The organism is Cellulomonas cellasea (genome assembly GCF_030372105.1).
GTDB classification, from domain to species: Bacteria; Actinomycetota; Actinomycetes; order Actinomycetales; family Cellulomonadaceae; genus Cellulomonas_A; species Cellulomonas_A cellasea_A.
The window spans coordinates 23,561-45,929 of the sequence record NZ_JAUDBQ010000009.1; the positions used below are offsets into that span (position 1 = coordinate 23,561).

Annotated in this window: 21 protein-coding genes; 6 read left to right on the forward strand and 15 right to left on the reverse strand. The window is 71.1% G+C overall.

All coding sequences use genetic code 11. The features are described 5' to 3' along the window. Window positions 1–328: 328 nt before the first annotated feature. The 3 genes from QUV83_RS09885 to aceA all read right to left on the reverse strand — a co-directional run bounded on the left by QUV83_RS09885 (window position 329) and on the right by aceA (window position 4,211). Window positions 329–1,111, reverse strand: a complete 783-nt coding sequence (locus QUV83_RS09885; RefSeq protein ID WP_289564295.1) for an SDR family oxidoreductase — start codon at window positions 1,109–1,111, stop codon at window positions 329–331. A 65-nt stretch (window positions 1,112–1,176) separates the two neighbouring features. After that, window positions 1,177–2,814, reverse strand: coding sequence for a malate synthase A (gene aceB / locus QUV83_RS09890; RefSeq protein ID WP_289564296.1), 1,638 nt, complete (start codon window positions 2,812–2,814; stop codon window positions 1,177–1,179). Window positions 2,815–2,867: 53 nt separating this feature from the next. Then, window positions 2,868–4,211, reverse strand: a complete 1,344-nt coding sequence (gene aceA / locus QUV83_RS09895; protein WP_289564297.1) for an isocitrate lyase — start codon at window positions 4,209–4,211, stop codon at window positions 2,868–2,870. 139 nt (window positions 4,212–4,350) lie between these two features. Between aceA and QUV83_RS09900 the strand changes: the two genes are divergently transcribed. Continuing rightward, window positions 4,351–5,835: an XRE family transcriptional regulator gene (locus QUV83_RS09900; protein ID WP_289564299.1), complete on the forward strand. Its 1,485-nt coding sequence runs from the start codon at window positions 4,351–4,353 to the stop codon at window positions 5,833–5,835. Here QUV83_RS09900 and QUV83_RS09905 read toward each other — a convergent pair. Continuing rightward, the gene (locus QUV83_RS09905; RefSeq protein ID WP_289564301.1) at window positions 5,832–6,290 is read right to left on the reverse strand and encodes a VOC family protein; all 459 of its coding nucleotides are present in this window, start codon (window positions 6,288–6,290) and stop codon (window positions 5,832–5,834) included. The genes QUV83_RS09900 and QUV83_RS09905 overlap by 4 nt on opposite strands. Window positions 6,291–6,431: 141 nt before the next feature. On the opposite strand from QUV83_RS09905, the gene QUV83_RS09910 reads away from it, so the two are divergent. Further along, the gene (locus QUV83_RS09910) at window positions 6,432–6,833 is read left to right on the forward strand and encodes a DUF2249 domain-containing protein (protein WP_289564302.1); all 402 of its coding nucleotides are present in this window, start codon (window positions 6,432–6,434) and stop codon (window positions 6,831–6,833) included. A 127-nt stretch (window positions 6,834–6,960) separates the two neighbouring features. Here QUV83_RS09910 and QUV83_RS09915 read toward each other — a convergent pair whose 3' ends face one another. Then, window positions 6,961–7,602 carry a TMEM175 family protein gene (locus QUV83_RS09915; protein ID WP_289564303.1) on the reverse strand — a complete coding sequence of 214 codons (642 nt, stop codon included), beginning with the start codon at window positions 7,600–7,602 and terminating at the stop codon, window positions 6,961–6,963. Window positions 7,603–7,722: 120 nt separating this feature from the next. On the opposite strand from QUV83_RS09915, the gene QUV83_RS09920 reads away from it, so the two are divergent. The 4 genes from QUV83_RS09920 (at window position 7,723) to QUV83_RS09935 (ending at window position 9,912) form a co-directional block, all read left to right on the forward strand. Next, window positions 7,723–8,091, forward strand: coding sequence for a PadR family transcriptional regulator (locus QUV83_RS09920; protein ID WP_289564305.1), 369 nt, complete (start codon window positions 7,723–7,725; stop codon window positions 8,089–8,091). Further along, window positions 8,088–8,807, forward strand: coding sequence for a hypothetical protein (locus tag QUV83_RS09925; protein ID WP_289564306.1), 720 nt, complete (start codon window positions 8,088–8,090; stop codon window positions 8,805–8,807). Before QUV83_RS09920 ends, QUV83_RS09925 begins: the two co-directional genes overlap by 4 nt. Window positions 8,808–9,049: 242 nt before the next feature. Continuing rightward, window positions 9,050–9,508 (forward strand): nucleotidyltransferase domain-containing protein, encoded by a 459-nt coding sequence (locus QUV83_RS09930; RefSeq protein WP_289564308.1) that lies wholly within the window; start codon window positions 9,050–9,052, stop codon window positions 9,506–9,508. A 29-nt stretch (window positions 9,509–9,537) separates the two neighbouring features. After that, window positions 9,538–9,912, forward strand: coding sequence for a hypothetical protein (locus tag QUV83_RS09935; protein ID WP_289564309.1), 375 nt, complete (start codon window positions 9,538–9,540; stop codon window positions 9,910–9,912). A gap of 38 nt (window positions 9,913–9,950) precedes the next feature. Here QUV83_RS09935 and QUV83_RS09940 read toward each other — a convergent pair whose 3' ends face one another. The 10 genes from QUV83_RS09940 to QUV83_RS09985 all read right to left on the reverse strand — a co-directional run bounded on the left by QUV83_RS09940 (window position 9,951) and on the right by QUV83_RS09985 (window position 22,172). Then, window positions 9,951–10,208, reverse strand: a complete 258-nt coding sequence (locus QUV83_RS09940) for a hypothetical protein (RefSeq protein ID WP_289564310.1) — start codon at window positions 10,206–10,208, stop codon at window positions 9,951–9,953. A 134-nt stretch (window positions 10,209–10,342) separates the two neighbouring features. Continuing rightward, a complete protein-coding gene (locus tag QUV83_RS09945) occupies window positions 10,343–11,911 on the reverse strand; it encodes a glycoside hydrolase family 43 protein (RefSeq protein ID WP_289564312.1) in 1,569 nt (522 codons plus the stop codon). Continuing rightward, window positions 11,908–14,316 (reverse strand): glycoside hydrolase family 3 N-terminal domain-containing protein, encoded by a 2,409-nt coding sequence (locus tag QUV83_RS09950; RefSeq protein ID WP_289564474.1) that lies wholly within the window; start codon window positions 14,314–14,316, stop codon window positions 11,908–11,910. The genes QUV83_RS09945 and QUV83_RS09950 overlap by 4 nt, the downstream gene beginning before the upstream one ends. 121 nt (window positions 14,317–14,437) lie before the next feature. Further along, a complete protein-coding gene (locus tag QUV83_RS09955) occupies window positions 14,438–15,331 on the reverse strand; it encodes a carbohydrate ABC transporter permease (protein ID WP_066583148.1) in 894 nt (297 codons plus the stop codon). Then, a complete protein-coding gene (locus QUV83_RS09960; protein ID WP_289564313.1) occupies window positions 15,331–16,356 on the reverse strand; it encodes a carbohydrate ABC transporter permease in 1,026 nt (341 codons plus the stop codon). Before QUV83_RS09960 ends, QUV83_RS09955 begins: the two co-directional genes overlap by 1 nt. Before the next feature lie 7 nt (window positions 16,357–16,363). Continuing rightward, window positions 16,364–17,662 carry an extracellular solute-binding protein gene (locus QUV83_RS09965; protein WP_289564315.1) on the reverse strand — a complete coding sequence of 433 codons (1,299 nt, stop codon included), beginning with the start codon at window positions 17,660–17,662 and terminating at the stop codon, window positions 16,364–16,366. A gap of 408 nt (window positions 17,663–18,070) precedes the next feature. After that, window positions 18,071–18,820, reverse strand: a complete 750-nt coding sequence (locus QUV83_RS09970; RefSeq protein WP_289564317.1) for a glycerophosphodiester phosphodiesterase — start codon at window positions 18,818–18,820, stop codon at window positions 18,071–18,073. Then, window positions 18,817–20,187 (reverse strand): ABC transporter substrate-binding protein, encoded by a 1,371-nt coding sequence (locus tag QUV83_RS09975; protein WP_289564319.1) that lies wholly within the window; start codon window positions 20,185–20,187, stop codon window positions 18,817–18,819. The genes QUV83_RS09970 and QUV83_RS09975 overlap by 4 nt, the downstream gene beginning before the upstream one ends. Window positions 20,188–20,259: 72 nt before the next feature. Beyond that, complete coding sequence (locus tag QUV83_RS09980) at window positions 20,260–21,234, reverse strand: carbohydrate ABC transporter permease (protein WP_082812648.1); 975 nt, start codon at window positions 21,232–21,234, stop codon at window positions 20,260–20,262. After that, window positions 21,231–22,172, reverse strand: a complete 942-nt coding sequence (locus tag QUV83_RS09985; RefSeq protein WP_289564321.1) for a carbohydrate ABC transporter permease — start codon at window positions 22,170–22,172, stop codon at window positions 21,231–21,233. Before QUV83_RS09985 ends, QUV83_RS09980 begins: the two co-directional genes overlap by 4 nt. Window positions 22,173–22,369 lie beyond the last annotated feature (197 nt).

The following is a 22,369-nucleotide window of genomic DNA, read 5'->3' on the forward strand; positions in this document are numbered from 1 at the left end:
CCCGCCTGTGAACCGCGCTAAGCGGGCCCGGGCAGGGAACAGCCCGTGGGCTGGGCCCCTGACAGGGGCCCTGCCGCGAAGGACGAGGTCGCGGCTCCCACGGGCTGCGGTGACTGCCGGAGATTCGCTCGCCGCCCAGCCGGGTGGACCGGCGGGCCAGCGGGCGGATCAGCAATCCGTCCGACTGATCGGGCGACTAGCGGACAGTCACCTCACGCGTCCGAAGAAAATTCACTTCAGGACCACCTCCTTTCCCGTGTGAGTCGACGCTACGACTGCCACCTGGGTGCGGTCCAGGGGTTTTCTCACACCGTTCCCGCGGCGCCCGTCACCGCCCTGGCCGCCGCCGCGCGAGGTGCTGCGCGTACGTGATCTGCCCGTCAGCGTGCTCCGGCGCCAGGTGTCCGCCCGCCCGGAACGCAGCGGCGGTCTGGCCCGGGAACGGCACCGCCCACACTGTGCCGCGCCGGCCCAGCGCGCCGTTCCGCTGCCGGGCGATGTCGGTGATGTCGAGCACCTCGGGGCCGCCCATGTCGGTGACTCGCCCCGACGGCCCGGCGCCCACGAGTCCCACGAGGCGTGCGGCGACTTCACGCACGTCCACGGGCTGGTCGCTGGTGCCAGACGGGACCACCGTGACGGGGCCGAAGGTCAGCGTCCCCAGCATCGTGTCGACCAGGTCGTGGAACTGCGTGGCCCGCAGGATGGTCCAGGGCACGCCGCCGTGCTCGATCAGGTCTTCGACCTGCAGCTTCGTCCTGTAGTACGGGAACGGCACCTGGTTGACGCCGACGATGGAGATGTACACCAGGTGCGGGACCTCGGCGGCGCGGGCCGCCATCAGCAGCCGGGCGGCGGCCTCGACGTCGCGGCCCTGACGCGGGTCGGTCGCGCAGTGCACCACCGCCGAGACGCCTGCGAACGCGTCGTCCAGGCCCTCGCCGGTGAGCAGGTCGCCGATGGCCCACTCGACCTCCACCGGGACGTGCGGCGACGCCGGGTGGCGGCTGAGCACCCGCACCGGCAGCCCGACGTCGAGCAGCGTGTGGACGACGGCGCGTCCGAGCGTTCCGGTGCCACCGGTGACCAGGACGGGGTGTGAGTCGGCCATGAGCCCATCCTGGACGGGCGGCGCCCACCCGACAATCGGGACGGCGCCGCCCGCCGTGGGCAGGGTCAGGGTCGCGCGACGAGGAACTGCGTGTACGCCGGGACGGTGAGGAACGTCGGGTACTCGTCCGCGAGCGCGACCTGCTCGAACAGGTCCGCCGCGTCGTCGTACCTGTCGCCCTCGAAGCGTGGCAGCGACCCGAGCACGTCGCGCAGCACCTCGGCGACGTGTCGGCGGGTGATGGCGGTGCCCTCGGCGGTGACGGTCCCCTGGTGCGCCCACTGCCAGATCTGCGAGCGAGAGATCTCCGCTGTGGCGGCGTCCTCCATGAGGTTGTCGATGGCGACGGCCCCCGATCCGCGCAGCCACGCCTCGAGGTACCGCAGCCCGACGGAGACGTTCCCGCGGAGCCCGGCGTCGGTCACGGCGCCCGGCTCGCCGCCCCCGGCCGACGCGACGTCGAGCAACTCGGCGGCGGTGACGCGCACGTCCTCGCGGAGCCGGTGCCGCTGGTCCGGGCGCGAGCCGAGTGCCTCGTCGAAGACCGCGCGGGCGACGGGCACCAGGTCGGGGTGGGCCACCCACGTGCCGTCGTACCCCTGGCCGGCCTCGCGCTCCTTGTCGGCGCGGACCTGCGCGAGCGCACGCGCGGTGACCTCCGGGTCGCGGCGGTTGGGGATGAACGCCGACATGCCGCCGATGGCGTGCGCCCCACGCCGGTGGCACGTCGCGACGAGCAGCTCGGTGTAGGCGCGCATGAACGGGACGGTCATCGTGACCTTCGCGCGATCGGGCAGCACGAACCGGGCGCCCCGGGCACGGAAGTTCTTGATGATGCTGAAGATGTAGTCCCAGCGGCCCGCGTTGAGGCCCGCGCAGTGCTCGCGCAGCTCGTAGAGGATCTCCTCCATCTCGAAGGCCGCCGTGATGGTCTCGATGAGCACCGTGGCGCGGATCGTGCCGCGGGGGATGCCGAGCCGGTCCTCGGTGAACAGGAAGACCTCGTTCCACAGCCGCGCCTCGAGGTGCCCCTCGAGCTTCGGCAGGTACAGGTACGGCCCGCGCCCGGAGTCGATGAGCGCCTGCGCGTTGTGGAACAGGTACAGGCCGGCATCGACCAGGCTCGCGGACGCCGATGAGCGCTGGCCCGCGCCGTCCGTGAGTTGGATGTGCCGCTCGGCCAGGTGCCAGCCGCGCGGGCGCATCACGATGGTCGGCGTGGTCTCCCCCACTGTGTACTCGCGGCCGTCCTCGGCGGTGAAGTCCGCGCGGCCGCGGATGGCATTCGCCAGGCTGTGCTGGCCGCCCACGATGTTCTCCCAGGTGGGCGACGTGGCGTCCTCCAGGTCGGCGAGCCACACCTTCGCGCCGGAGTTCAGCGCGTTGACTGTCATCTTGCGGTCGGTGGGGCCGGTGATCTCGACCCGGCGGTCCTCCAGGCCCGGGCCGGGGCCTGCGACACGCCACGTCGGGTCGTCGCGGATGTGCGCCGTCTCGGGCCGGAAGTCGGGGTCCAGTCCGTTGGCGAACCGCTCGCGCCGGCGCTGACGGGCCAGCAGCAGATCGTGGCGGGGCCCGGCGAACCGGGTGTGCAGCGCGGCGACGAAGTCGAGGGCCTCGGGCGTGAGGACCTGCTCGCCGCCCACCACTGCGGGTCCGGTGATCTCGAGCGTCGGGTTCGCGGCCGGGGCCAGGATGGTCATGACGTGCTCCTCTCGGGGGTCGTGCTCGGGCGTTGTCTCGTGGGATGTGTGCGTCAGTGCGTCGCGTGGAACTGCGCGGCCTCGGTGGACCCGGCCAGCGCGAGCGTCGCGCTGTTCGGGTTGAGCGCCGTGGCGACCTTGTCGAAGTAGCCGGTGCCGACCTCGCGCTGGTGGCGGGTCGCGGTGTACCCGGCGGCCTCGGAGGCGAACTCGGCCTCCTGCAGCTCGACGTAGGCGGTCATGCCGTGCTCGGCGTAGCCGCGGGCCAGCGTGAACATCGAGTGGTTGAGGGCGTGGAAGCCGGCCAGGGTGATGAACTGGAACGCGTAGCCCAGGCCCGCGAGCTCCTTCTGGAACCGCGCGATCTGCGCGTCGTCCAAGGCCGCGCGCCAGTTGAAGGACGGCGAGCAGTTGTAGGCCAGCAGCTTGCCGGGGTGCGTGGCGTGGATGCGCTCGGCGAACTCGGCGGCGAGGCCGAGGTCCGGGGTGGACGTCTCCACCCAGATGAGGTCCGCGTAGTCGGCATACGCCTCGGCGCGCGCGACGACGGCGTCCAGGCCGGGCCGCACCCGGTGGTAGCCCTCGACGGTGCGCTCGCCGGTGAGGAACTCGGCGTCGCGCGGGTCGGCGTCGGAGGTGAGCAGGTCCGCCGCGAGCGCGTCGGTGCGGGCGATGATGATCGTCGGGATGCCCGCGACGTCGGCGGCGAGGCGCGCGGCGGACAGGGTGCGCACGTGCTGGCTGGTCGGCACCAGCACCTTGCCGCCCAGGTGGCCGCACTTCTTCTCGGCGGCGAGCTGGTCCTCCCAATGCACCCCCGCGGCGCCCGAGGCGATCATCGAGGCCATCAGCTCGTAGGCGTTGAGCGGGCCGCCGAACCCGGCCTCGGCGTCCGCGACGATCGGCGCGAGCCACTCCCGGGTGCGCTGGCCGCCGTTCTCGGAGGACTCGACCTGGTCGGCGCGCAGCAGCGCGTTGTTGATGCGGCGCACCACGGCGGGCACGGAGTTCGCCGGGTAGAGGCTCTGGTCCGGGTACGTCTGGCCGGAGAGGTTGGCGTCGGCGGCCACCTGCCAGCCGGACAGGTAGATCGCCTCGAGGCCGGCCTTGACCTGCTGGACGGCCTGGTTGCCGGTGAGGGCGCCCAGCGCGGGGACCCACTCGCGGCTGTGCAGCAGCCCCCAGAGCCGCTCGGCCCCCCTGCGGGCGAGCGTGTGCTCCTCGCGGACGGAGCCGCGCAGCGTGATGACGTCCCGCGCCGTGTGGTCGCGGCGGATGCCGGCCCAGCGCGGGTCGGTGGCCCACTCCTGCTCCAGCTCGGCGGCCGTCTGGGTCTGGTCGCCCGGCGCGTGCGCGGCCGTGGCAGTGGTCCGTGTCGTCGTCGTCTCGGTGCTCACGATGCTCCTCCGGTGGATCTGTCGGGTGCCGATGACTCCACTTTCCGGGAAGGACAACCCCTCTTCACCGCCGGACGAAGCAGAAGAATCGGGATACTTCTGCTCGACAGAAGCAATGGCGTGCTGGGACCGTGGGGCGATGACGACGACGCCTCCGCAGGCCGCCGATGACGGGCTCGACACGCTCGTCCTGGGCCGTCGCATCCGCCATCTGCGCACCGCCCGAGGGCTCACCCTCGACGAGCTCGGCGCCGCCATCGGCCGTGCCGCGTCCCAGGTGTCCATGCTGGAGAACGGCCACCGCGAGCCGAAGCTGTCGCTACTCCAGCAGGTCGCCACCGCGCTGGGCGTCCCGCTCGCCGAGCTGCTGCGCGACGAGCCGCCCACCCGCCGCGCCGCCCTGGAGGTCGAGCTCGAGCGCGCCCAGCGCGGCCCGCTGTTCGCGTCGCTGCACGTGCCGACGGTCAAGGTCGGCCGGTCGCTGCCGAGCGACGCCCTGGAGGCCCTCGTCCGCCTGCAGGCCGAGGTGCAGCGGCTCCTCACCGAGAAGGCCGCCACCCCCGAGGAGGCCCGCCGCGCCAACGCCGAGCTGCGCGACACCATGCGCGCCCAGGACAACTACTTCCCCGACCTGGAGGACCACGCCAGGCGGCTGCTGGGCGCCATCGACCATCAGGGCGGCCCCCTGTCGCAGCGCGCCACCGCGGACATCGCCGCGCACCTCGGCTTCACGCTGCACTACGTCCACGACCTGCCGCACTCCACCCGGTCCGTGACCGACCTGGCGCACGGCCGCATCTACCTGCCGCACGGCCTCACCGCCACCAGCGACCCCCGGTCCACGCTGCTGCAGGCGCTGGCCAGCCACGTGCTCGGGCATTCCGAGCCGCGCGACTACGGCGACTTCCTGCGCCAGCGCGTCGAGGCGAACTACCTGGCCGCCGCGTTGATGCTCCCCGAGGACGGCGCCGTGGCACTGCTGCGCGAGGCCAAGGCCGAGCGGCGGGTCTCCATCGAGGACCTCCGTGACGCGTTCGCGGTGACCTACGAGACGGCCGCGCACCGGTTCACCAACCTCGCGACCCGCCACCTCGACGTGCCGGTGCACTTCATGAAGGTCCACGAGGGCGGCACGCTGCACAAGGCGTACGAGAACGACGGGGTGCGGTTCCCCTCCGACCCGCTCGGCGCCATCGAGGGGCAGCCCGTCTGCAAGCAATGGACCGCCTGGACGGTGTTCACGATCCCCGACCGGTTCAGCCCGTATTACCAGTACACGGACACGTCGTCGGGCACGTACTGGTGCACCTCACGCGTGCACGGCTCACCCGAGGGCGAGTACTCGGTGTCCGTCGGGGTGCCGTTCCAGCATGTGCGCTGGTTCCGGGGACGGGAGACCACCGAGCGCGCGGTGTCGCGCTGCCCCGATCCGGCCTGCTGCCGCCGTCCGCCCGAGGCCCTCACCCTGCGCTGGGCCGACAAGTCCTGGCCGAGCGCCCGCCCACACGCGAGCATGCTCGCCGCGCTGCCGTCCGGGGCGTTCCCCGGAGTCGACTCGACCGAGGTCTACCAGTTCCTCGACCGGCACGCGCCAGCCACACCCACCGCCGACGGCATCGCCTAGAAGCCCGCCCCGACGTAGGTGCCCAGGTTCCACGCGTTGCCCTCCGGGTCCAGGAACGTGAACCCCACGGCGCCGTACCCGGTGTCCGCCAGCGGCTGGCTGATCGTCCAACCGGCGCCCGCCACCCGCCCGGCGATGTCGGCGACCGTGGCCACCGGCGCCGCGAGATAGGCCGTGGAGGTGCCGGGCCCGCCCACGGCGCCCGACCACCGGCCATCCGCCTGGTCAGTGCCGAGCATGATGCCGCCGCCATACGGCCACAACAGCTCGGCGTGCTGCACCGGCCGGTCCTTGTCACCACGCTCCACCACGCTGACCACGAACCCCACCACGTCCACGAGGTAGGAGATCGCGGCCTCGGCGTCGCGATAGCTCAGGGTGGGCCACACGCCAGGGGCGGGGCGGAAGCCGTCGTCGTCGACAGGGCCCCCCGCCTCCTTCGCTTCTTCGCTCATGACACAGAGTGTGCCCGGTTTTGCGGCATTCGTCCTGTACGGGGTGGCCCTTGGTCCCACGTTCTCGCGGCAGGCCGAGGTGATGCTGGAATGCGCCCACCGTCGGGCGCAGGTCAAGCCTCGGAGGAGAGCATGCCCCCCATGTCGACATCACTGCCGATCGTCCCGCTGGGCCGGCCTGGTGACGCGCCAGCCCGCTCGGGCTGCGGAGGCGGGGGCGGAGGCGGCAGGGGCCGTGGCGGCAAGGGTTGCGGCTGCGGCCACCAGGGCCAGCCCGAGACCGCCACCCCTGAGCACGGCCAGCCCGATGCGGCCTCCGGCGAGATGGTGCTCGACGTGCGCAACGTCCCGCTCGGCATCCGCTCCTCCACGGCACTCGCGGTGTTCGGCTCCGTGCCCGCCGACGGCAGCCTCGTCATCGTGACGTCCGGCGAGCCCATCAACCTGCTGCACCAGCTCGACACCGAGGCCCGCGGCGCCCTCGACGTGGAGTACCTCGACACCACCCCCGGCGCCTGGCGGGTGCGCGTCACCCGGCGGTAGGCCACCCCGTGACACAGGGGGCGCCGGGCCTGGCCACGGTCGTCGTCGAGCGCGGCGCCGCCGACCTGACGGTGAGCGGCCGAGCCGACACCGTGACCGGGTCGGCCCGGGCGTCCCGCAGGCGGAGTCACCCGTCGGGGCGGCCATGCGTGGTCTCGCGGCGCCCTGACCAGCGCCGTGCGAGCCGGTCGAGCGGGCCGGAGAGGAAGAGCAGGAACAGCCAGAACAAGCCCACGGCGGGCACGACGACGACGAGCACGAGCGCGATGAGCAGCAGGACGAGCGCCAGGGCCGCTCCGCGGACGTCGAGCGCGCCGCGGACCTCGGCGCGCTGGAGCTGGGGGTCGCGCACGGCCAGCCACTCGATGAGCAGCAGGCTGCCGGTGGTGACGATCATGGTGGAGATGTACAGGGCGTTGACCGCGGGGTCGTTCGTGCCCTGGTCGGCCAGGAGCTGCGTGGTGAACGGGATGAGCACGATGCTCGCGAGCCACAGGAAGTTGGCCCACAGCATCGCCCGCGAGTAGTCGCTCAGGTGCTCGAAGACCCGATGGTGCCCCTCCCAGAAGTTCGCGATGACGACGTAGCTGATGGCGAACGCGAAGAATGTCTGGCCGTCGTCATTCAGGAGCGAGGAGACCGAGTACTCCGAGCCATCCGTGAGCAGGTCGACGAGCGGCAGCACGAGCAGCGTGATCGCGATCGCGACGGCTGCGTCGGAGAAGTTGACGAGCCGGTCCAGCCCACGGTCCGTGCGGATCACCGCCATCGACGCCCCCCTGCATCGGACCCAGCCTAGGAACGGCTCCGCCGTCCGGCGAGAGGTCCACCGAGCCCGGCCAGGGATGCTAGATAGACAGGCTGACTAGATAGCCCTACTGTCTAGCGCGTGTCCACGTCTCCCTGGCCCAGCGAATGGCTGCGCGGAGCCCTGGAGGTGTGCGTGCTCGCCGTGCTCGCGGAGGGGCCCACCTACGGCTACGCGATCACCGCGCGGCTCGAGGCGCTCGGGCTCGGCACAGTCAAGGGCGGGACGCTCTACCCGCTGCTCGCGCGCCTCGAACAGGCCGGGCACGTCAGTGTCGAATGGCGCGCCGGCGAAGGCGGCCCGGGCCGGAAGTACTTCCAGCTCACCGAGGCGGGGACGCTCGCCCGATCACGCCAGGCCGAGCAGTGGAGCGCGTTCACCGCCCTGACCACGCAGATCGCCACTGGCGGCGCGGTGCACAGGACCCCGGACCGAGAGGACACACCGTGACCCCGCAGCAGCTCGTTCCGCGTCGCTGGCGCGACGACTTCATCCTGACCCTGCGGCACCGGGACGCCACCGGGGCACAGATCGGCGACGCGCTCGCGCAGGTGGAGTCCTACTGCGCCGAGTCGAATGAGACCGCCTCCGAGGCGTTCGGCGACGCCCGCGAGTACGCGCAGTCCCTCCCGTTCCCGCCCTCCACCGAGCCCGCGACGAACACGTCCCGGGCACAACTGCTGCGACTCGGCGTCTCGCTGGCCGGGATGCTGGTGACGATCACCGCGGCATCCGACTGGGCGTCGGGCAAGAACCCCAGCCTCACGCTCGGGCTCGCGGTCAGCATCCCCCTCGTGCTGGGGCTCGCGGTGGCGATCTCCCGCATGGTCGACGCGACGCACCGCTCCACCTGGCGCTTGGCAGCCATGCTCATGGCGGCGTTCGCGGCGGTGGGCGCAGCCCAGATCACCCTCGACCAGACGCTGGTGACCGTGCCCGCGGTGACGCTGCTCCCCGCCGGCCTAGCGCTGCTCCTGGCGCCTCCCTGCTGGGAGGCCATCCGAGGCGTGCCCATCGAGCCCGACGTGATCGCCGGCCCCTTCGACGACCCTGAGGACGTGCGCCGCAAGAATGCCCGCGCCGCCGCGCTGGTCCCGTGGATCCTGCCGGTGATGACGATTCCCGCGGTCGCGATGGCCCTGGTCGTCGCCTCCCTCGGCCACTGAGCCTTGCAATGCATTGCATCCATCGGCAAGATATTGCCGATGGATGCGCGGTGGCGAACGGATGACTGATGGACTGGAACCATCCTGAGCGAGTGTTCGGGAGCGGACTCGAAGGCGCCCTGCTCCGCTCCCTCTGGCGGGCCGGAACGCCCCTGACGGGCGCCCAGGCGCACCGCGTCGCCCGCACGGGCACACCCACAGGCGTCCGCTACGCGCTCCTACGCCTCGTGGACCAGGGGATCGTGACGGCGACCCGCGTGGGCGGCTCGGTGCTCTACGACCTGAATCGCGCCCACCTCACCTTCCCGGCAATCGACGCGGCGTTCCAGCACCTCGACCCGTGGCACGAGCTCCGATCGCGCACAGCAGGCGTGATCGACCTTCACTATCCGGACCCGGACCTGGCAGCGACCGTGTCGGTTGCCGTCTTCGGATCCGTCGCGCGCGGTGACGCCGACCTCGAGTCCGACATGGACCTGCTCGTCGTGACCCCGCTTCTGGACGAGAACGCGCAGGCCTTCGCGGACGATCTCGCCCTCCAGGCGCGGAGATGGACCGGACAGGACGTGCAGATCTATCTGACGACAAGCGCACACCTGGCCGATGCGCGCGTCGCTGGCGATCCGATCATCGACACGCTCCGCGCGGATGCCCGACCACTCGCCGGCCAGGACGTCACCCCACTCCTCGCGGCCTCATGAATCCCCGCGGATCCCCCAGGACGCGCACGATGACGTCAGCGGACGTGCTGGTGCGCGCCACGACAGCGCGCAAGTACCTGGAAGTCGGCGACATCGTGATGGGCTCCGACCCAGCCGACCGTCAGGTTGCCGCCGGGCTCGCCGCACTCGCGTCGATCGCCGCGTCTGACGCCATCTGCGGCGCCCGACTCGGTTTCTGCGCCCACGGCCAAGACCATGGGCAAGCGGCCGACCTCATCGCCACCGTCCCCGGTGGGCCAGCCCTGGCGCAGTCGCTGCGACGCGTCCTGCGGGACAAGGGAAATGCCCACTACGGCACCTCATACCTGAGCATCGAGACAGTCACGGCGATGCTGCGCCACGCACGCGCCCTCGTCGACGCGCTCGACGTCCACCTCCGCTGAGAGCACCATCCCAGAGCATCACTTCACACGTCTTCGGGTCACGCGAAGGCGGCCACTCCGAGGATCGCCAGGGCGATGGACACCCAGGCGGCGGCAGGGATTCGCGCACTCGTCGTCCAGGAACGCACCAGTGCGACGGAGGAGACGACGAGCGCGACACAACCCACGACGAGCGCGGTCGGCGCAACGCCTGGGCGGTAGGAGGCCCAGGCGGCCAGCACGAGGAGCAGGCCGCCGAGGTCGCAGAGGAACGCGGCGGTGCGCCACCGCTTGCCTCGGGTTGAGGACCCCTTCACCGAGGCGATGTAGTGCAGGGTCTGCGGCGTCGGAAGAGGAATAGGACCGATCGGACCTGCCATGCTCACAGCCCCCCGAGTCGCATGTGTCCATCGCTGACACGATTGAGCCTAATAGCGCTCGGGGACTGCGCTCAGTGCGCTGGCAGGTACTCGAAGCGCTCCACGTGGGCGGTGGTCGACGTCGGGCGGCCGTTGCTGGTGGCGTAGACCCCGAGCCACAGCCCGAGGAACCCGCCGGTGGCGACGCTGTCGAGGGTGCGGCCGTCGGCCACCGCGACGGTGACGGGCTCCTCGCCGGGGGCGCCGACGAGGAGGCGGTAGTCCTGGCCGCGGGCGCTGACGGTCAGGGTGACGGGGCCCTGGTCGTCGAGCAGCCGTGCCTCGCCGAGCACCGTCTCGACGCCGCCCTGCCGGTGGACGGCGACGACTCGCCGAGCGGGGGCGTCGGCGGGGGCGTCGCGGGTGACGAACACCCGGACGTGGTCCTGCTCGGACTGCCGCACCGCCAGGCCAACGTCTTCCCCGACGGCCAGGTCAGCGTGGAACGTGACGCGCACGTCAACGTCCATGTGCTGCTGCCGCACGCCGAGGAACGCGGGGGCGCCCGTGTCGGCGAGGGTGTCGGGCCGCAGCGGGAGGTCCCACCCGTCGCCGCGCGGGGTCGCGAGCTCAGTGGGGAGGTGGCGCAGCGCCGTCCAGCGCGGGTCATGGGGGCAGATGACGCCGCTCTCGTGGCCCTGGGCGATGCCGGGCTGCGCGTCCCCACGGGTCGGCGCCTCGACCTGCGACGGGACGCGGCCCTGCCCGGGGGCGAACACCGGCCACCCGTCTTCCCAGGTCACGGGCACGAGGAACGTCTCGCGGCCGAGGTTGTAGTGGTAGCCGCCGTAGGGGCGCATGGCGAGCAGCACGGCCCACCAGGCGCCGTCGGCGTCCTGCACCAGGTCGGCGTGGCCGACGCCGACGACGTCGACCCCACGGCCCAGGTGCCGGTGCGTGAGGATCGGGTTGCCCTTGTTGCCGACGTAGGGGCCGGTGACGGACTCGGCGCGCGCCACGGAGATGGCGTGGTGGATCTCGGTGCCGCCCTCGGCGGCGAGCAGGTAGTAGGCGCCGTCGACCTTGTACAGGTGCGGTCCCTCCGCCCACACGGCGCCGCGCACGGCCCCCGTCCACAGGATGTGCTCGGGCCCGGTCAGGGCCTTGGTCTGCGGGTCGAGCTCGCGCAGCCACACCTCGGTCTGGTGGAACCACTCGGGGTCGCGGGCCAGGCGCGTGCCATGCACCCACACCCGGCCGTCGTCGTCGAAGAAGATCGACGGGTCGATGCCGTCCACGTCGAGCCACACCGGGTCGGACCACGGCCCGGCCGGGTCCGTCGCCGTCATCAGGAAGTTCCCGCCGCGCGACTCGTCCTGCTGGTCCACCAGCGTGCAGACCAGCCAGAACACCCCGTCGTGGTGCCGCAGCGTCGGGGCGTACAGCCCGCCCGACGACGCGATGCCGCTGTAGTCGAGCTGTCCGGCGCGGTCGACGACGTGGCCGATCTGCTCCCAGTGCGCCAGGTCCTTGCTGCGGAACACGGGCAGCCCGGGGAGGTACTCGAACGTCGAGGTCACCAGGTAGAAGTCGTCGCCGACCCGGCAGATCGACGGGTCCGGGTAGCAGCCGGGCAGCACCGGGTTCCGCACCACAGTCATGCCGTCACGACCTCCACATCGACGATGCGCGCGTCGGCGATCGTCACCGGGTGCGCCTCGCCGACGATGCGGACGGTCGCGCGCGGGGTCGCGGCGCCGGGGATCTCCGTCTTCTCGATCGGCTTCTCGCTGACGATGGCGCCGCCCGTGGACTCCTCGACGGCGACCTCCGCCGCGGAGGCCGACGCGTGCGAGCCGACCCACACCTCGACGTCGCCGGGCTCGACGATCTTGACCATGCGGCGATCGGTGAACGCGAATCGGGTGGTGGGCACGCTGAACGTCACGCGCGCGGACTCGCCGGCCGCGAGCTCGACACGCGTGTAGCCGAGGAGCTGGACGACCGGACGGGCGATCGAGCCCAGCACGTCATGCCCGTACAGCTGCACGACGTCCGATCCGGCCACCGAGCCCGTGTTGGACACCGTCACCGACGCCGCGAACGTGCCGTCGGACGCGACCTCGCCGTCGACGGCCAGGTCGGAGTACTGGAACGACGTGTACGACAGGCCGAAGCCGAAGGGCCGCAACGGCGTCGGGTCGGTGGCCGTCACGTCGGACGGGCCGCCCAGGATCGGGTGCAGGTAGGAGTACGGCTGCGCGCCCGTGGAGCGCGGCATCGACACGGGCAGGCGCCCGGACGGGTTGACGGCGCCGGTGACGACGTCGGCGATGGCCAGGCCACCGCCCTCGCCGGGGAAGAACGCCTGCAGCACGGCGGCCGGGCGGGGCTGGTCGCCGTCGAGCGCCCAGCCGATGGCGTACGGGCGGCCGGTGAGCAGCACCATCACCACGGGCTTGCCGGTGGCGACCAGCGCCTCGACGAGCTCGCGCTGCACACCCGGCAGCTCGAGGGACTCCGAGTCGTTGCCCTCGCCCACGGTGCCGCGCCCGAACAGCCCGGCCTGATCGCCCACGACGACGACCGTCACGTCGGACGCGTTCGCGGCGTCGACGGCCGCCTGGAAGCCGGAGGTGTCGGCGCCCTCGACGGTGCAGCCCTCGGCGAAGACGACCTCCGGCTGCGCGATCCCGGCTCCCGCGAAGGCACCGCCCTGGAACGCCTCGAGCACCGTCGGGATGGAGAACCCGATCTCGTGGTCAGGGTACTGCCCCAGCACGTGGTTCGCGAACGAGTAGCAGCCCTGCATGGCCTCGTGGCGGTGCGCGTTGGGGCCGACGACCGCGACACGCTGCGGCGCCGACTCCTGCCGGTTCAGCGGCAGCACGCCGTCGTTAGCGACCAGCACCACGGACTCCTCGGCGAGGCGGCGCGCGATGGCCTGGTGGCGCGGGGAGTCGAGGTCGATCTGCGTGGGGGGCTCGTCCTCGAACGCGTCGGCGTCGAGCAGGCCAAGCTCCTCCTTCTGCCGCAGCGCGCGCAGCACGGCCCGGTCCACGTAGGCCTCGTCGAACTCGCCGGCGCGGATGCGCTCCGCGAGCGGCTCGAGGTACGCGTCGCCGGTGGGCAGCTCGATGTCGATGCCGGCCTCGAGCGCCTGCGCGGCGGCCTCGCCACGATCGGCGGCGATGGCGTGCATGACCTGCAGGAACGCGACGGCGAAGTAGTCGGCGACCACGACCCCGTCGAAGCCGAGCCGGCCGCGCAGGATGTCGGTGAGGTACTCGGCGCTGGACGCGATGGGCACGCCGTCCACGTCGGTGTACGAGTTCATGACGGACTTCGCGCCGCCGTCGACGATCGCCATCTCGAAGGGAGGCATGAGGATGTCTGCGATCTCACGGGGACCGGCGGACACGGGCGCGTGGTTGCGGCCGGCCTTCGAGTCGGAGTAGCCGATGAAGTGCTTGAGGGTGGCGTGCACGCCGGACTCCTGGAGGCCGCGCACGTAGGCGGTGCCCACCGTGCCGACCAGGTACGGGTCCTCGCCGATGCACTCCTCCACCCGGCCCCAGCGGGGGTCGCGGACCACGTCGAGCACCGGGGCCAGGCCCTGGTGGACGCCGAGCTCGCGCATGGACTCGCCGATCACCGCGCCCATCTCGTAGACGAGCTCGGGGTCGAACGCCGCGCCCCACGCGAGGGGCGTCGGGAAGGTCGCCGCCTTCCACGCGGCGAGGCCCGTCAGGCACTCCTCGTGGACCAGCGCGGGGATGCCCAGGCGGGTCTCGCGCTTGAGCCGGCGCTGCTCGTTCCACAGCCAGGCCGCGCGCTCGACGGGCTCCACCGGGCGGGTGCCGTAGACCCGCGTGTAGTGGCCGAGCCCATGCTCGGTGATCTCGGCGACCGCGTCGGAGCCCTTCTGGCTGGCCCCCATCTCGCCCTGCATCGGGGCCACCACGTTGCCACCCTGGTCGAGCCAGTAGCCCACGATCTGGGCGAGCTTCTCCTCGAGGGTCATCTGGGCGTGCAGGGCGCGCACGCGCTCCGACACCTCGGGCATCGACGGGATGGATGCGGGGTTCGCGGTCACGGGGTCACTCCTAGTTACGCGGGTGTCATCGGGCAGCCCTGCCGCGAGGCTGCGGCAGGGCTGCCGAGGTGGTGCAGGGGGCGGGCTGCTGTCAGCCCTTGACGGCGCCTGTCAGGCCGCCGACGATCCGCCGCTCGAAGAGCGAGAAGAAGATCAGCGCGGGGATCATCGACAACGCCGTGAACGCGAGGACCCGGGCTGTGTCGACCGAGTATTGCGACGCGAACGACTGGACCCCGAGGGGCAGCGTGTACGACGACTCGTTGTTGAGCACGAACAGCGGCAGCATGTAGCTGTTCCAGGCGGAGATGAACGCCAGGATGCCCGTGGTCACGACGCCCGGCATCGACAGCGGGACGACCATCCGGAAGAAGAACCCGAGGCGGCTCGTGCCGTCGATGGACGCCGCCTCCTCGAGCTCCTTGGGGATCGCCTGCAGGAACGGCACCAGGATGATGATCGTGGTCGGCAGGGCGAAGGCGATCTGCGGCAGGATGATGCCCGCCAAGTTGTTCGTCAGGCCCAGGTTCTTGATGAGGATGTACAGCGGCGTGATGGCCACCGTCATCGGGAACATCAGACCCGCCGCGAACAGCGAGTACATCGCGCCACGGCCCACGAAGTTGTAGCGAGCGAGCACGTAGCTGGCCATCACGCCCAGCGTCACGACGCCCAGAGTCGTGCAGATCGCGGAGATCGCCGAGTTGCCGATCTGCTGCCAGAACACCGAGCTCCGCAGCACGTCGACGTAGTTGCCGATCTGCCACGGGCTGGGGAAGCCGGACGGGTCGGCGGTGATCTGCGCGTTCGTCCGGAAGCCGCCGATGATGATGTAGAGGACCGGGGCGATGCACAGGCCCACGAACGCGTACGCGATGACGTAGGTCATCGGGCCGGCGCGGCCGATCCTCGACTTCTTGACGTTGCCCGACTTCTTGCCCGACCGGCGGGCGGTCGCGGTGGCCGGAGCGGTGATCGTCGTCATCACTTCTTCCCTTCGGTGAGCGCGCCCTCGGTGTCCCGCCGGAGCACGTACCGCTGGTACACCAGCGCGATGATGAGCGAGATCAGGAACAGCACGACGGCGACCGCGTTGCCGTAGCCGTAGTTGCCGGCGTTACGGCCGTTGGCGACCATGTACGTCGCCATCGTCGAGGTGCCGGCCGTGGAGGCCACGTACTGGCCCCAGATGATGTAGACGAGGTCGAAGAGCTGCAATGAGCCGATGATCGACAGGAACGCCCAGATCCGCATGGTCGGGCCGAGCAGCGGCAGCGTGATGCTGCGCTGCATCTGCCAGTAGGAGGCGCCGTCGATCGACGCGGCCTCGTACAGCTCCTCGGGGATGGACTGCAGCCCCGCGAGGAAGAGGATCACGGCGAAGCCGACGTACTTCCAGCTGATGATGATCAGCAGCGACCAGATGGCCACATCCGGGTCGGAGAGCCAGTCGACCGCCCAGTCCGGCAGGCCGATCTTGGCCAGCAGGTCGTTCACCGCGCCGGTGGTCTGGAGCATGAGGCCCCAGCCGGTGCCGACGATGACCTCGGAGACCACGTACGGCACGAAGATCATCACGCGGATGAACGAGCGCCCGCGCATCTTCTGGTTGAGCAGCAGCGCCAGCACGATCGCCGCGGGGCCCTGGATCACCAGGGACATCACCACGATGAAGCCGTTGTGCATCAGCGCTTCGTGGAACGCGGTGTCCCGGAAGATGACCAGGTAGTTCTCGAATCCGACGAAGTCGGTCGGGACGCCGTAGCCCTTCCACTTGAAGAAGCCGTAGTACGCGGCCATCACCACGGGGAAGATCACGAACATCAGGAACATGACGATCGCGGGCCCGGAGAGGAGCGCGATCTCCATGCGCTTGCGCCAGTCTGCGCCTCCGCGTCGTCCGGTCCGGCGGGCCGGGGACGGCGCCGTGATGGCGCCGCCCCCTGCCGCCGAGCGACCCCGGGGCGGAGTCTGGGTGGCTAGCGAGGTCTCGCCCTGGGAGTCACTCATGGTTCCGCTACTCCTTGGCCGCGGCGTCGGTCAGTGACTTGACGATGCCGGCGGCGTCACCCTTGCCCGCGAGCATGTCGACGACACCGGAGTTGAGGGCGTTGCCGATGTTCTGGCCGAACGTGGTGTCCATCCAGATCTCGACGTACGGCGCCTCGTTGTAGGCCTCGAGGATCGACTGGAGGGCCGGGTCGGTCACGACGCCCTGGGCCTCCTTGCTAGCCGGCAGGGTGTGGAACGCCGTCGCGTAGCCCTCCTGGTACTCCTTCTGCATGAAGAAGTTGAGGAAGTCGGCGCACTCCTTGGGAGCGTCGGCCGAGCAGGAGAAGCCGTCGACGCCGCCCATCATCGCGCCGGGCTCACCCTTGCCGCCCTCGAGCTCGGGGAACGGGAACCAGCCGAGGTCGGCCAGCGGCTGCTCGTCCGGGGTGAGGGAGGCGATGACGCCGGTGTTCCAGGCGCCCATGAGCTCCATGCCCGCCTTGTGGTTGGCGATGAGGCCCGCGGACGAGCCGGCGCCCTGCTGAGCGGACGTCGTGAGGAAGCCGTTGTTGAACGGGTTCGTCCCGGCGAACTCCTCGAGGTCCTCGCCCGCCTTGCTCCAGCACTCGTCGTCGAAGTTCATCGTCGAGCCGGCCTCGGTGATGGTGTCCTGCGAGCACTCGCGCAGCGCGAAGAAGTAGTACCAGTGCGCTGCGGGCCACGCGTCCTTGGCGCCGAGGGCGATCGGGTCGACGCCCGAGGCCTTGAGCGCGGTCACCGCGTCGTTGAGCTCGTCCATGGTCGTGGGGGTCGACGTGATGCCGGCCGCCGCGAACAGGTCCTTGCTGTAGTAGATGCCGCCGGGGAGGACCGCCGTCGGCATGCCGTAGATCTTGCCGTCGACGGTGAACGCGCTGAACGCGCCCTCGCCGCCGAGGGCCGACATCGTGGCGTCGTCGATGGCGTCGGTGAGGTCCATGACCTGGCCGGCCTCGACCACGTCGGCGAGCTTGCCGCCGCCGCGGGCCATGAAGATGTCCGGGGCGTCGCCAGAGTTGAGGGCGGTCTGGAGCTTGCCGTCCATGTCCTCGTTCTGGATGGCCTGGATCTCGATGGTGACGCCGGGGTTGGCCGCCTCGAAGTCGGCGACGGTGTCCTCCCAGAAGGCCTTGCCCTCGCCGGTGGTGGAGTTGTGCCAGAAGGTCATGGCCGTGGAGCCGTCACTGGACCCGCTAGCGTCGCCGCCGGCACAGCCGGCGGCCAGGAGCGCGATCGTGGCGCTCAGCGCGACAGTGCCCGCCGCGCCGCGAAACTTCCTCGTCATCGTGGATTCCTTGTCATCTTTGACTACTCGGCAGTTCGCCTGCCGCGCTCAGTTGTACGCGTGCACCCTGGGAGTGTCAAACGATATCGATACCGTTATCGAAATCGTGACCTGCGGGCACGTGTCAGCACCGTCGGTCGTTTTTGCCCATGACAAAGGGGTTGTTGCGGTACGAACCGGGCTCGCCAGACGGCGCCCAAGTAGGAGGAATCCCACAAACAGGAGGTAACGGGTCAACCACATCTCCCTGGGAGTGGGCGACCCGGCGCCTGGAGGCCGCGGCGGCCGGAATGAGAGCGGGGCGCGGGCCCGGCCACCGGCCAGTCCCGCGCCCCGCTCACTTGCTCCCACCTGATGTCAGGGTCTCCACCGCTGCACCTGCCACCAGGGTCCTGCGCTCTGTCGCGGCTAGGCCGCCATCGCCCTGACGGGCCGCCCGGCGAGCCAGCCCGCCAACCGGTCCGGGCGGTCGGTGATGATCGCGTCAACCCCCGCGGCCGTCGCCGCAGCCCATTGCTCGGGCTCGTTGAGCGTCCACACCATGACCACCACGCCCGCCTCGCGGAGCTCGTCCACCAGGCCCGGATGGTCGCGCAGCAACTGCCCGTGCGGGTTGCACGCCACCACGTCGAGCCCGCGGCACAGGCCGATCAGGTCGTCATGGAGCTCCGCGATCAGCAGCCCCCGCCGCAGCGACGGGGCCGCCTCCCGCAGGGCCGCGACCGTGCCCGGCCAGAAGCTCTGCGCGATGGTGCGCGAGCCCAGGCCGGCGGCGGCCACCGCCTGCGTCACCGGGCGGACCTGCTCGGCGGTCCACTCCCCCTTGACCTCCAGCAGCAGGTCGAGGCCCGGGCGCTCGAGCATCAGGCCCAGCACCTCGTCGAACGTCGGCACCCGGTGCCCCGCGAACACCGGCGAGAACCATGACCCGGCGTCCAGCCCGCGCACCTCGTCAGCGGTCATCGAGCGCACCTCGCCCGCGCCGTCGGTGGTCGCGTCGACGGTGTCGTCGTGGATCACCACGACCTGGCCGTCGGCGGTGAGCTGCACGTCGATCTCGATCGCGTGGGCGCCCGCACGCCACGCCGCCTCGAAGGCCGCGAGCGTGTTCTGCGGCGCCACCGAGGAGTTGCCCCGATGCCCGATCACGACGGTCACAGGTACGGCTCCACGTTCTCGCGGTACGCCGTCTCGAGCTGCGGGGTGATGCCCTCGAACGCCGTCTGCGGGTCCACGCCCTTGAGCACGATCTGCTCGATCGCCTCGGTGAGGATCTGGTCCGCGCCCGGCACGAACACCCGGATCCAGTCCTGCGAGCGGGCGCGGTCGGCGAGCTGGTCCACCGCCGTGCGGAACTGCGGGGTCGCCGCGTAGACCGCCTTCATGTCCGCGGACTCCACCGCCGACGTCCGCACCGGCATGTACCCGGTGTTCTGCGAGAAGTACGCCGTGGAGTCCGTGGACGTCAGGAACTTCAGGAACGTCGCCGCCGCGAGCTGGTTCTCCACCGGGCGCGACGACGGGATCGCCAGGCCGGTGCCGCCGGTGGGCGTGCCACCGCCGTCCGGGCCCTCGGGCAGGTACGCCGTGCCGACCTCGAAGGACGCCGCGTCGAGGATGCCCTTGAGGCTGCCCGTCGAGCCGATCGTCGCGGCCACCACCCCCGCCGAGAAGTCCGCGTTCGCATCCGTCGAGACGGTCGCGACCTTGCTCCCGTGGAACAGGTCCCGCAGGAACTCGCCGGCCTCGAGCGCCTCTGGGGAGGTCAGCGTCGTGTCCCATCCGTCGGAGTACTCGCCGCCGTGGCCCCAGATCATGTTCTCGAACCACCACGCCGCCCAGGACGTGCCGGTCGCCAGGCCCAGCGGCGCGCTGTCCGCGGGCACCTGCGCGTCGAGCTGGGCGCCCCACTGCGCGAACTCGGCCCACGTCTCCGGGCCGCGGTCCGGCAGCCCGGCGGCCGCCCACATGTCCTTGTTGTAGTAGAAGAGCGGCGTCGAGCGGGCATACGGGGCCGCCCAGTGGGCGCCGTCGTACTCGTAGTCGCCGTACAGCGCCGGGTTGAAGTCCGCCGCGTCGGCGTCGATCGCCTCGAAGACCTCGTCGAGGGCCAGGATCTGGTCGTTCAGGTGGTACCGGAACCACCACACGTCCGACGCGATGACGAGGTCCGGCAGCTCGGACGTCTGCGAGGCCGCCTGGAAGCGCTGCGCCACCTCGTCGTAGTTGGCGCCCGCCGTCACGAGCTTGACGGTGATGTCGGGGTTCTCCGCCTCGAACCGGCGGATGAGCTCCTCCTCGACCTTCTGGGAGGAGCCGGGGTGGTTGCTCCACCACGTGATCTCGCTGGCGGGGGTCACGTCGGACCAGTCGACCGAGTCGGCCGACGTCGTCCCGGCCGCCTCAGCCTGGATGCCCACGGTCGGCGTGGAGCAGGCCGCAGTCAGCGTCAGGGCGCCGGCAGCCGCCAGCGCGCCGAGGATGAGGGCAGGCCGACGACGCCGGCGCGCGAGGGGTTCGAACACGGGATTCTCCTAGGGGTGGGAGGTCGCACGGTGCTGCGGTCGCAGCCCGGACGTGTGAGGGGGCGCGTCACATCAGCCGGTGACGGCGCCGGCGGTGAGGCCGGCCACGAGGCGGCGCTGCAACACCAGGAACAGCAGCAGGACGGGCAGCGTCACCACGACGGTGGCCGCCAGCAGCACGCCCCAGTTGCTCATCCCGTCGATGTTCTGCAGCAGGGTCAGGCCCACGGGCAGCGTCATCTTCTGCGCGTCGTCGACCACCAGGAACGGCCACAGGTAGTCGTTCCACTCGGTGACCACGGACACCAGCCCGACAGCCGCCAGCGTGGGCGTGGACATCGGCAGCACCACCTGCCAGAGCCGCCGCAGATGCCCCGCGCCATCGAGCTCGGCCGCCTCCAGCACCGACGCGGGCAGCGACAGGAAGTGCTGGCGGAACAGGAACGTCCCGAACGCGCTGGCCAGGCCCGGCACGAGGATGCCCTGGTACGTGTTCAGCCAGCCCAGGCTCGCGACGAACGTGTAGTTGGGGATGATCGTGATCTGCGGCGGGATCATCAGCGTCGCCAGCACCAGCAGGAACACCGCCCGCTTGAACGGCACGTCGAGGAAGACGAGCGCGTACGCGCAGCACAGCCCGAGCAGCACCTTGAGCCCGGCGCCGGCGATCGTCAGGCCCACGCTGTTGAGCAGCAGCCGGCCCAGCGGGATCGTCTCGGCGGCCTGGGCGTAGTTCGACAGGTCGAACGATCCGGGCAGCCACTGCAACGGCAGCCGGTACAGCTCGTCGGGCATCTTCAGGCTGGCCAGGCCCATCCACAGCAGCGGGGCGCCGATCACGACGGTCGCGGCGATCATCGCCAGGTAGCCGCCCGCGTCGAGCAGGCGCGGGCCGGAGGAGCGGCGGCCAGGCGGGGTGGGCTTGATGGCCGATGGCGTGCGGCGGGGTGGAACCCGGGTGGCGTCCGGGTCGATCACCGGGGCGGCATCGGGGCGCGTGTCGCGCACCACGACGTCGGCGACCGGGCGAGGGGCGATCGTGGTCATGCGTAGTGCACCTTCCGCTCGACGTAACGCATCTGGACCGCTGTGACGGCGAGCAGGACGAGGAAGAGGATCGTGGCCCCCGCCGACGCGTAGCCGGCCCGGCCGTTGACGAAGCCCTCCTGGTAGATCTGGTACATCAGCGTCGTGGTGCTGCCCAGCGGGCCGCCCTGCGTCATCGCCTTGATCACGTCGAAGGACTGCAACGAGCTGAGCATCATCGTCACGACCAGGAAGAACGTGGTCGGGGTGAGCAGCGGCAACACCACCGAGCGCAGCGTCCGCGTCCGCGAGGCGCCGTCGAGCGACGCCGCGTCGCGCAGGTCCTGCGGGATGGCCTGCAGGCCGGCCAAGTAGATGAGCGCGACGTACCCGACGTGCTTCCACAGGTAGACCACGGTGATCATCACCAGCGGCCACGGCTCCGCCGTGTACCACTGCGGCGAGGACAGCCCCACCATGCGCAGCAGCGCGCCGATCAGCCCGTAGCGCGGATCGAACATGAACAGCCACAGCACGCCGACGGCGAACCCCGAGAGCACGTACGGCGCGAAGGCCACGGTGCGCGCGAAGCCCCGGCCGGCCATCTTCCGGTTCAGCAGCAGCGCCAAGCCCAGGCCGAGCACCAGCGAGCCGCCCACCGTCGCGACCGTGAACACCGCGGTGGTGGTGAGCACCTGCGCTGTGCCCGGGTCGGTGAACCACTCGCGGTAGTTGCCCAGCCCCACGAACCGGGCCACCGGCGACCCGAGATTCCACTGCATCGTCGACAGGTAGAAGCTCTCCACCAGCGGCCGGTACACGAACAGCAGCAACAGGGCGATGTTGGGCCCGGCCAGCAGCGCGAATGCCACCAGGTCACGGCGCCGTCGGCGGCTCGAGCGACGCTTCGGCCCGGGGGTGATCCCCGTGGGCGGCGGGTGCAGGACTGTCGTCGACATGGCACTTCTCTTCGTGGGACTGGGGCTCCGGAGAGCTCGGCCACGACGAAGTTAAGGAGCCCGCTGGGGCGCCTGGCGCCAAAGCACGGAGAGTTGCCGGGCCGTTGGCGGAAGGTTCATATGCCGTCTCCCCAGTTCGCCGTCAGGCCCGGTTCTCGACACCCGCCGACAGTCGCGTTCGGTGGCCCTCCAGCACT

Bases quoted from the DNA above. Each gene is read 5' to 3' on its own strand.
- QUV83_RS09885 (WP_289564295.1), bottom strand. From the start codon at position 1,111: ATGGCCGACTCACACCCCGTCCTGGTCACCGGTGGCACCGGAACGCTC.
- aceB (WP_289564296.1), bottom strand. From the start codon at position 2,814: ATGACCATCCTGGCCCCGGCCGCGAACCCGACGCTCGAGATCACCGGA.
- QUV83_RS09900 (WP_289564299.1), top strand. From the start codon at position 4,351: ATGACGACGACGCCTCCGCAGGCCGCCGATGACGGGCTCGACACGCTC.
- QUV83_RS09905 (WP_289564301.1), bottom strand. From the start codon at position 6,290: ATGAGCGAAGAAGCGAAGGAGGCGGGGGGCCCTGTCGACGACGACGGC.
- QUV83_RS09910 (WP_289564302.1), top strand. From the start codon at position 6,432: ATGTCGACATCACTGCCGATCGTCCCGCTGGGCCGGCCTGGTGACGCG.
- QUV83_RS09915 (WP_289564303.1), bottom strand. From the start codon at position 7,602: ATGGCGGTGATCCGCACGGACCGTGGGCTGGACCGGCTCGTCAACTTC.
- QUV83_RS09935 (WP_289564309.1), top strand. From the start codon at position 9,538: ATGACGTCAGCGGACGTGCTGGTGCGCGCCACGACAGCGCGCAAGTAC.
- QUV83_RS09945 (WP_289564312.1), bottom strand. From the start codon at position 11,911: ATGACTGTGGTGCGGAACCCGGTGCTGCCCGGCTGCTACCCGGACCCG.
- QUV83_RS09950 (WP_289564474.1), bottom strand. From the start codon at position 14,316: ATGCCCGAGGTGTCGGAGCGCGTGCGCGCCCTGCACGCCCAGATGACC.
- QUV83_RS09955 (WP_066583148.1), bottom strand. From the start codon at position 15,331: ATGACGACGATCACCGCTCCGGCCACCGCGACCGCCCGCCGGTCGGGC.
- QUV83_RS09960 (WP_289564313.1), bottom strand. From the start codon at position 16,356: ATGAGTGACTCCCAGGGCGAGACCTCGCTAGCCACCCAGACTCCGCCC.
- QUV83_RS09965 (WP_289564315.1), bottom strand. From the start codon at position 17,662: ATGACGAGGAAGTTTCGCGGCGCGGCGGGCACTGTCGCGCTGAGCGCC.
- QUV83_RS09980 (WP_082812648.1), bottom strand. From the start codon at position 21,234: ATGACCACGATCGCCCCTCGCCCGGTCGCCGACGTCGTGGTGCGCGAC.
- QUV83_RS09985 (WP_289564321.1), bottom strand. From the start codon at position 22,172: ATGTCGACGACAGTCCTGCACCCGCCGCCCACGGGGATCACCCCCGGG.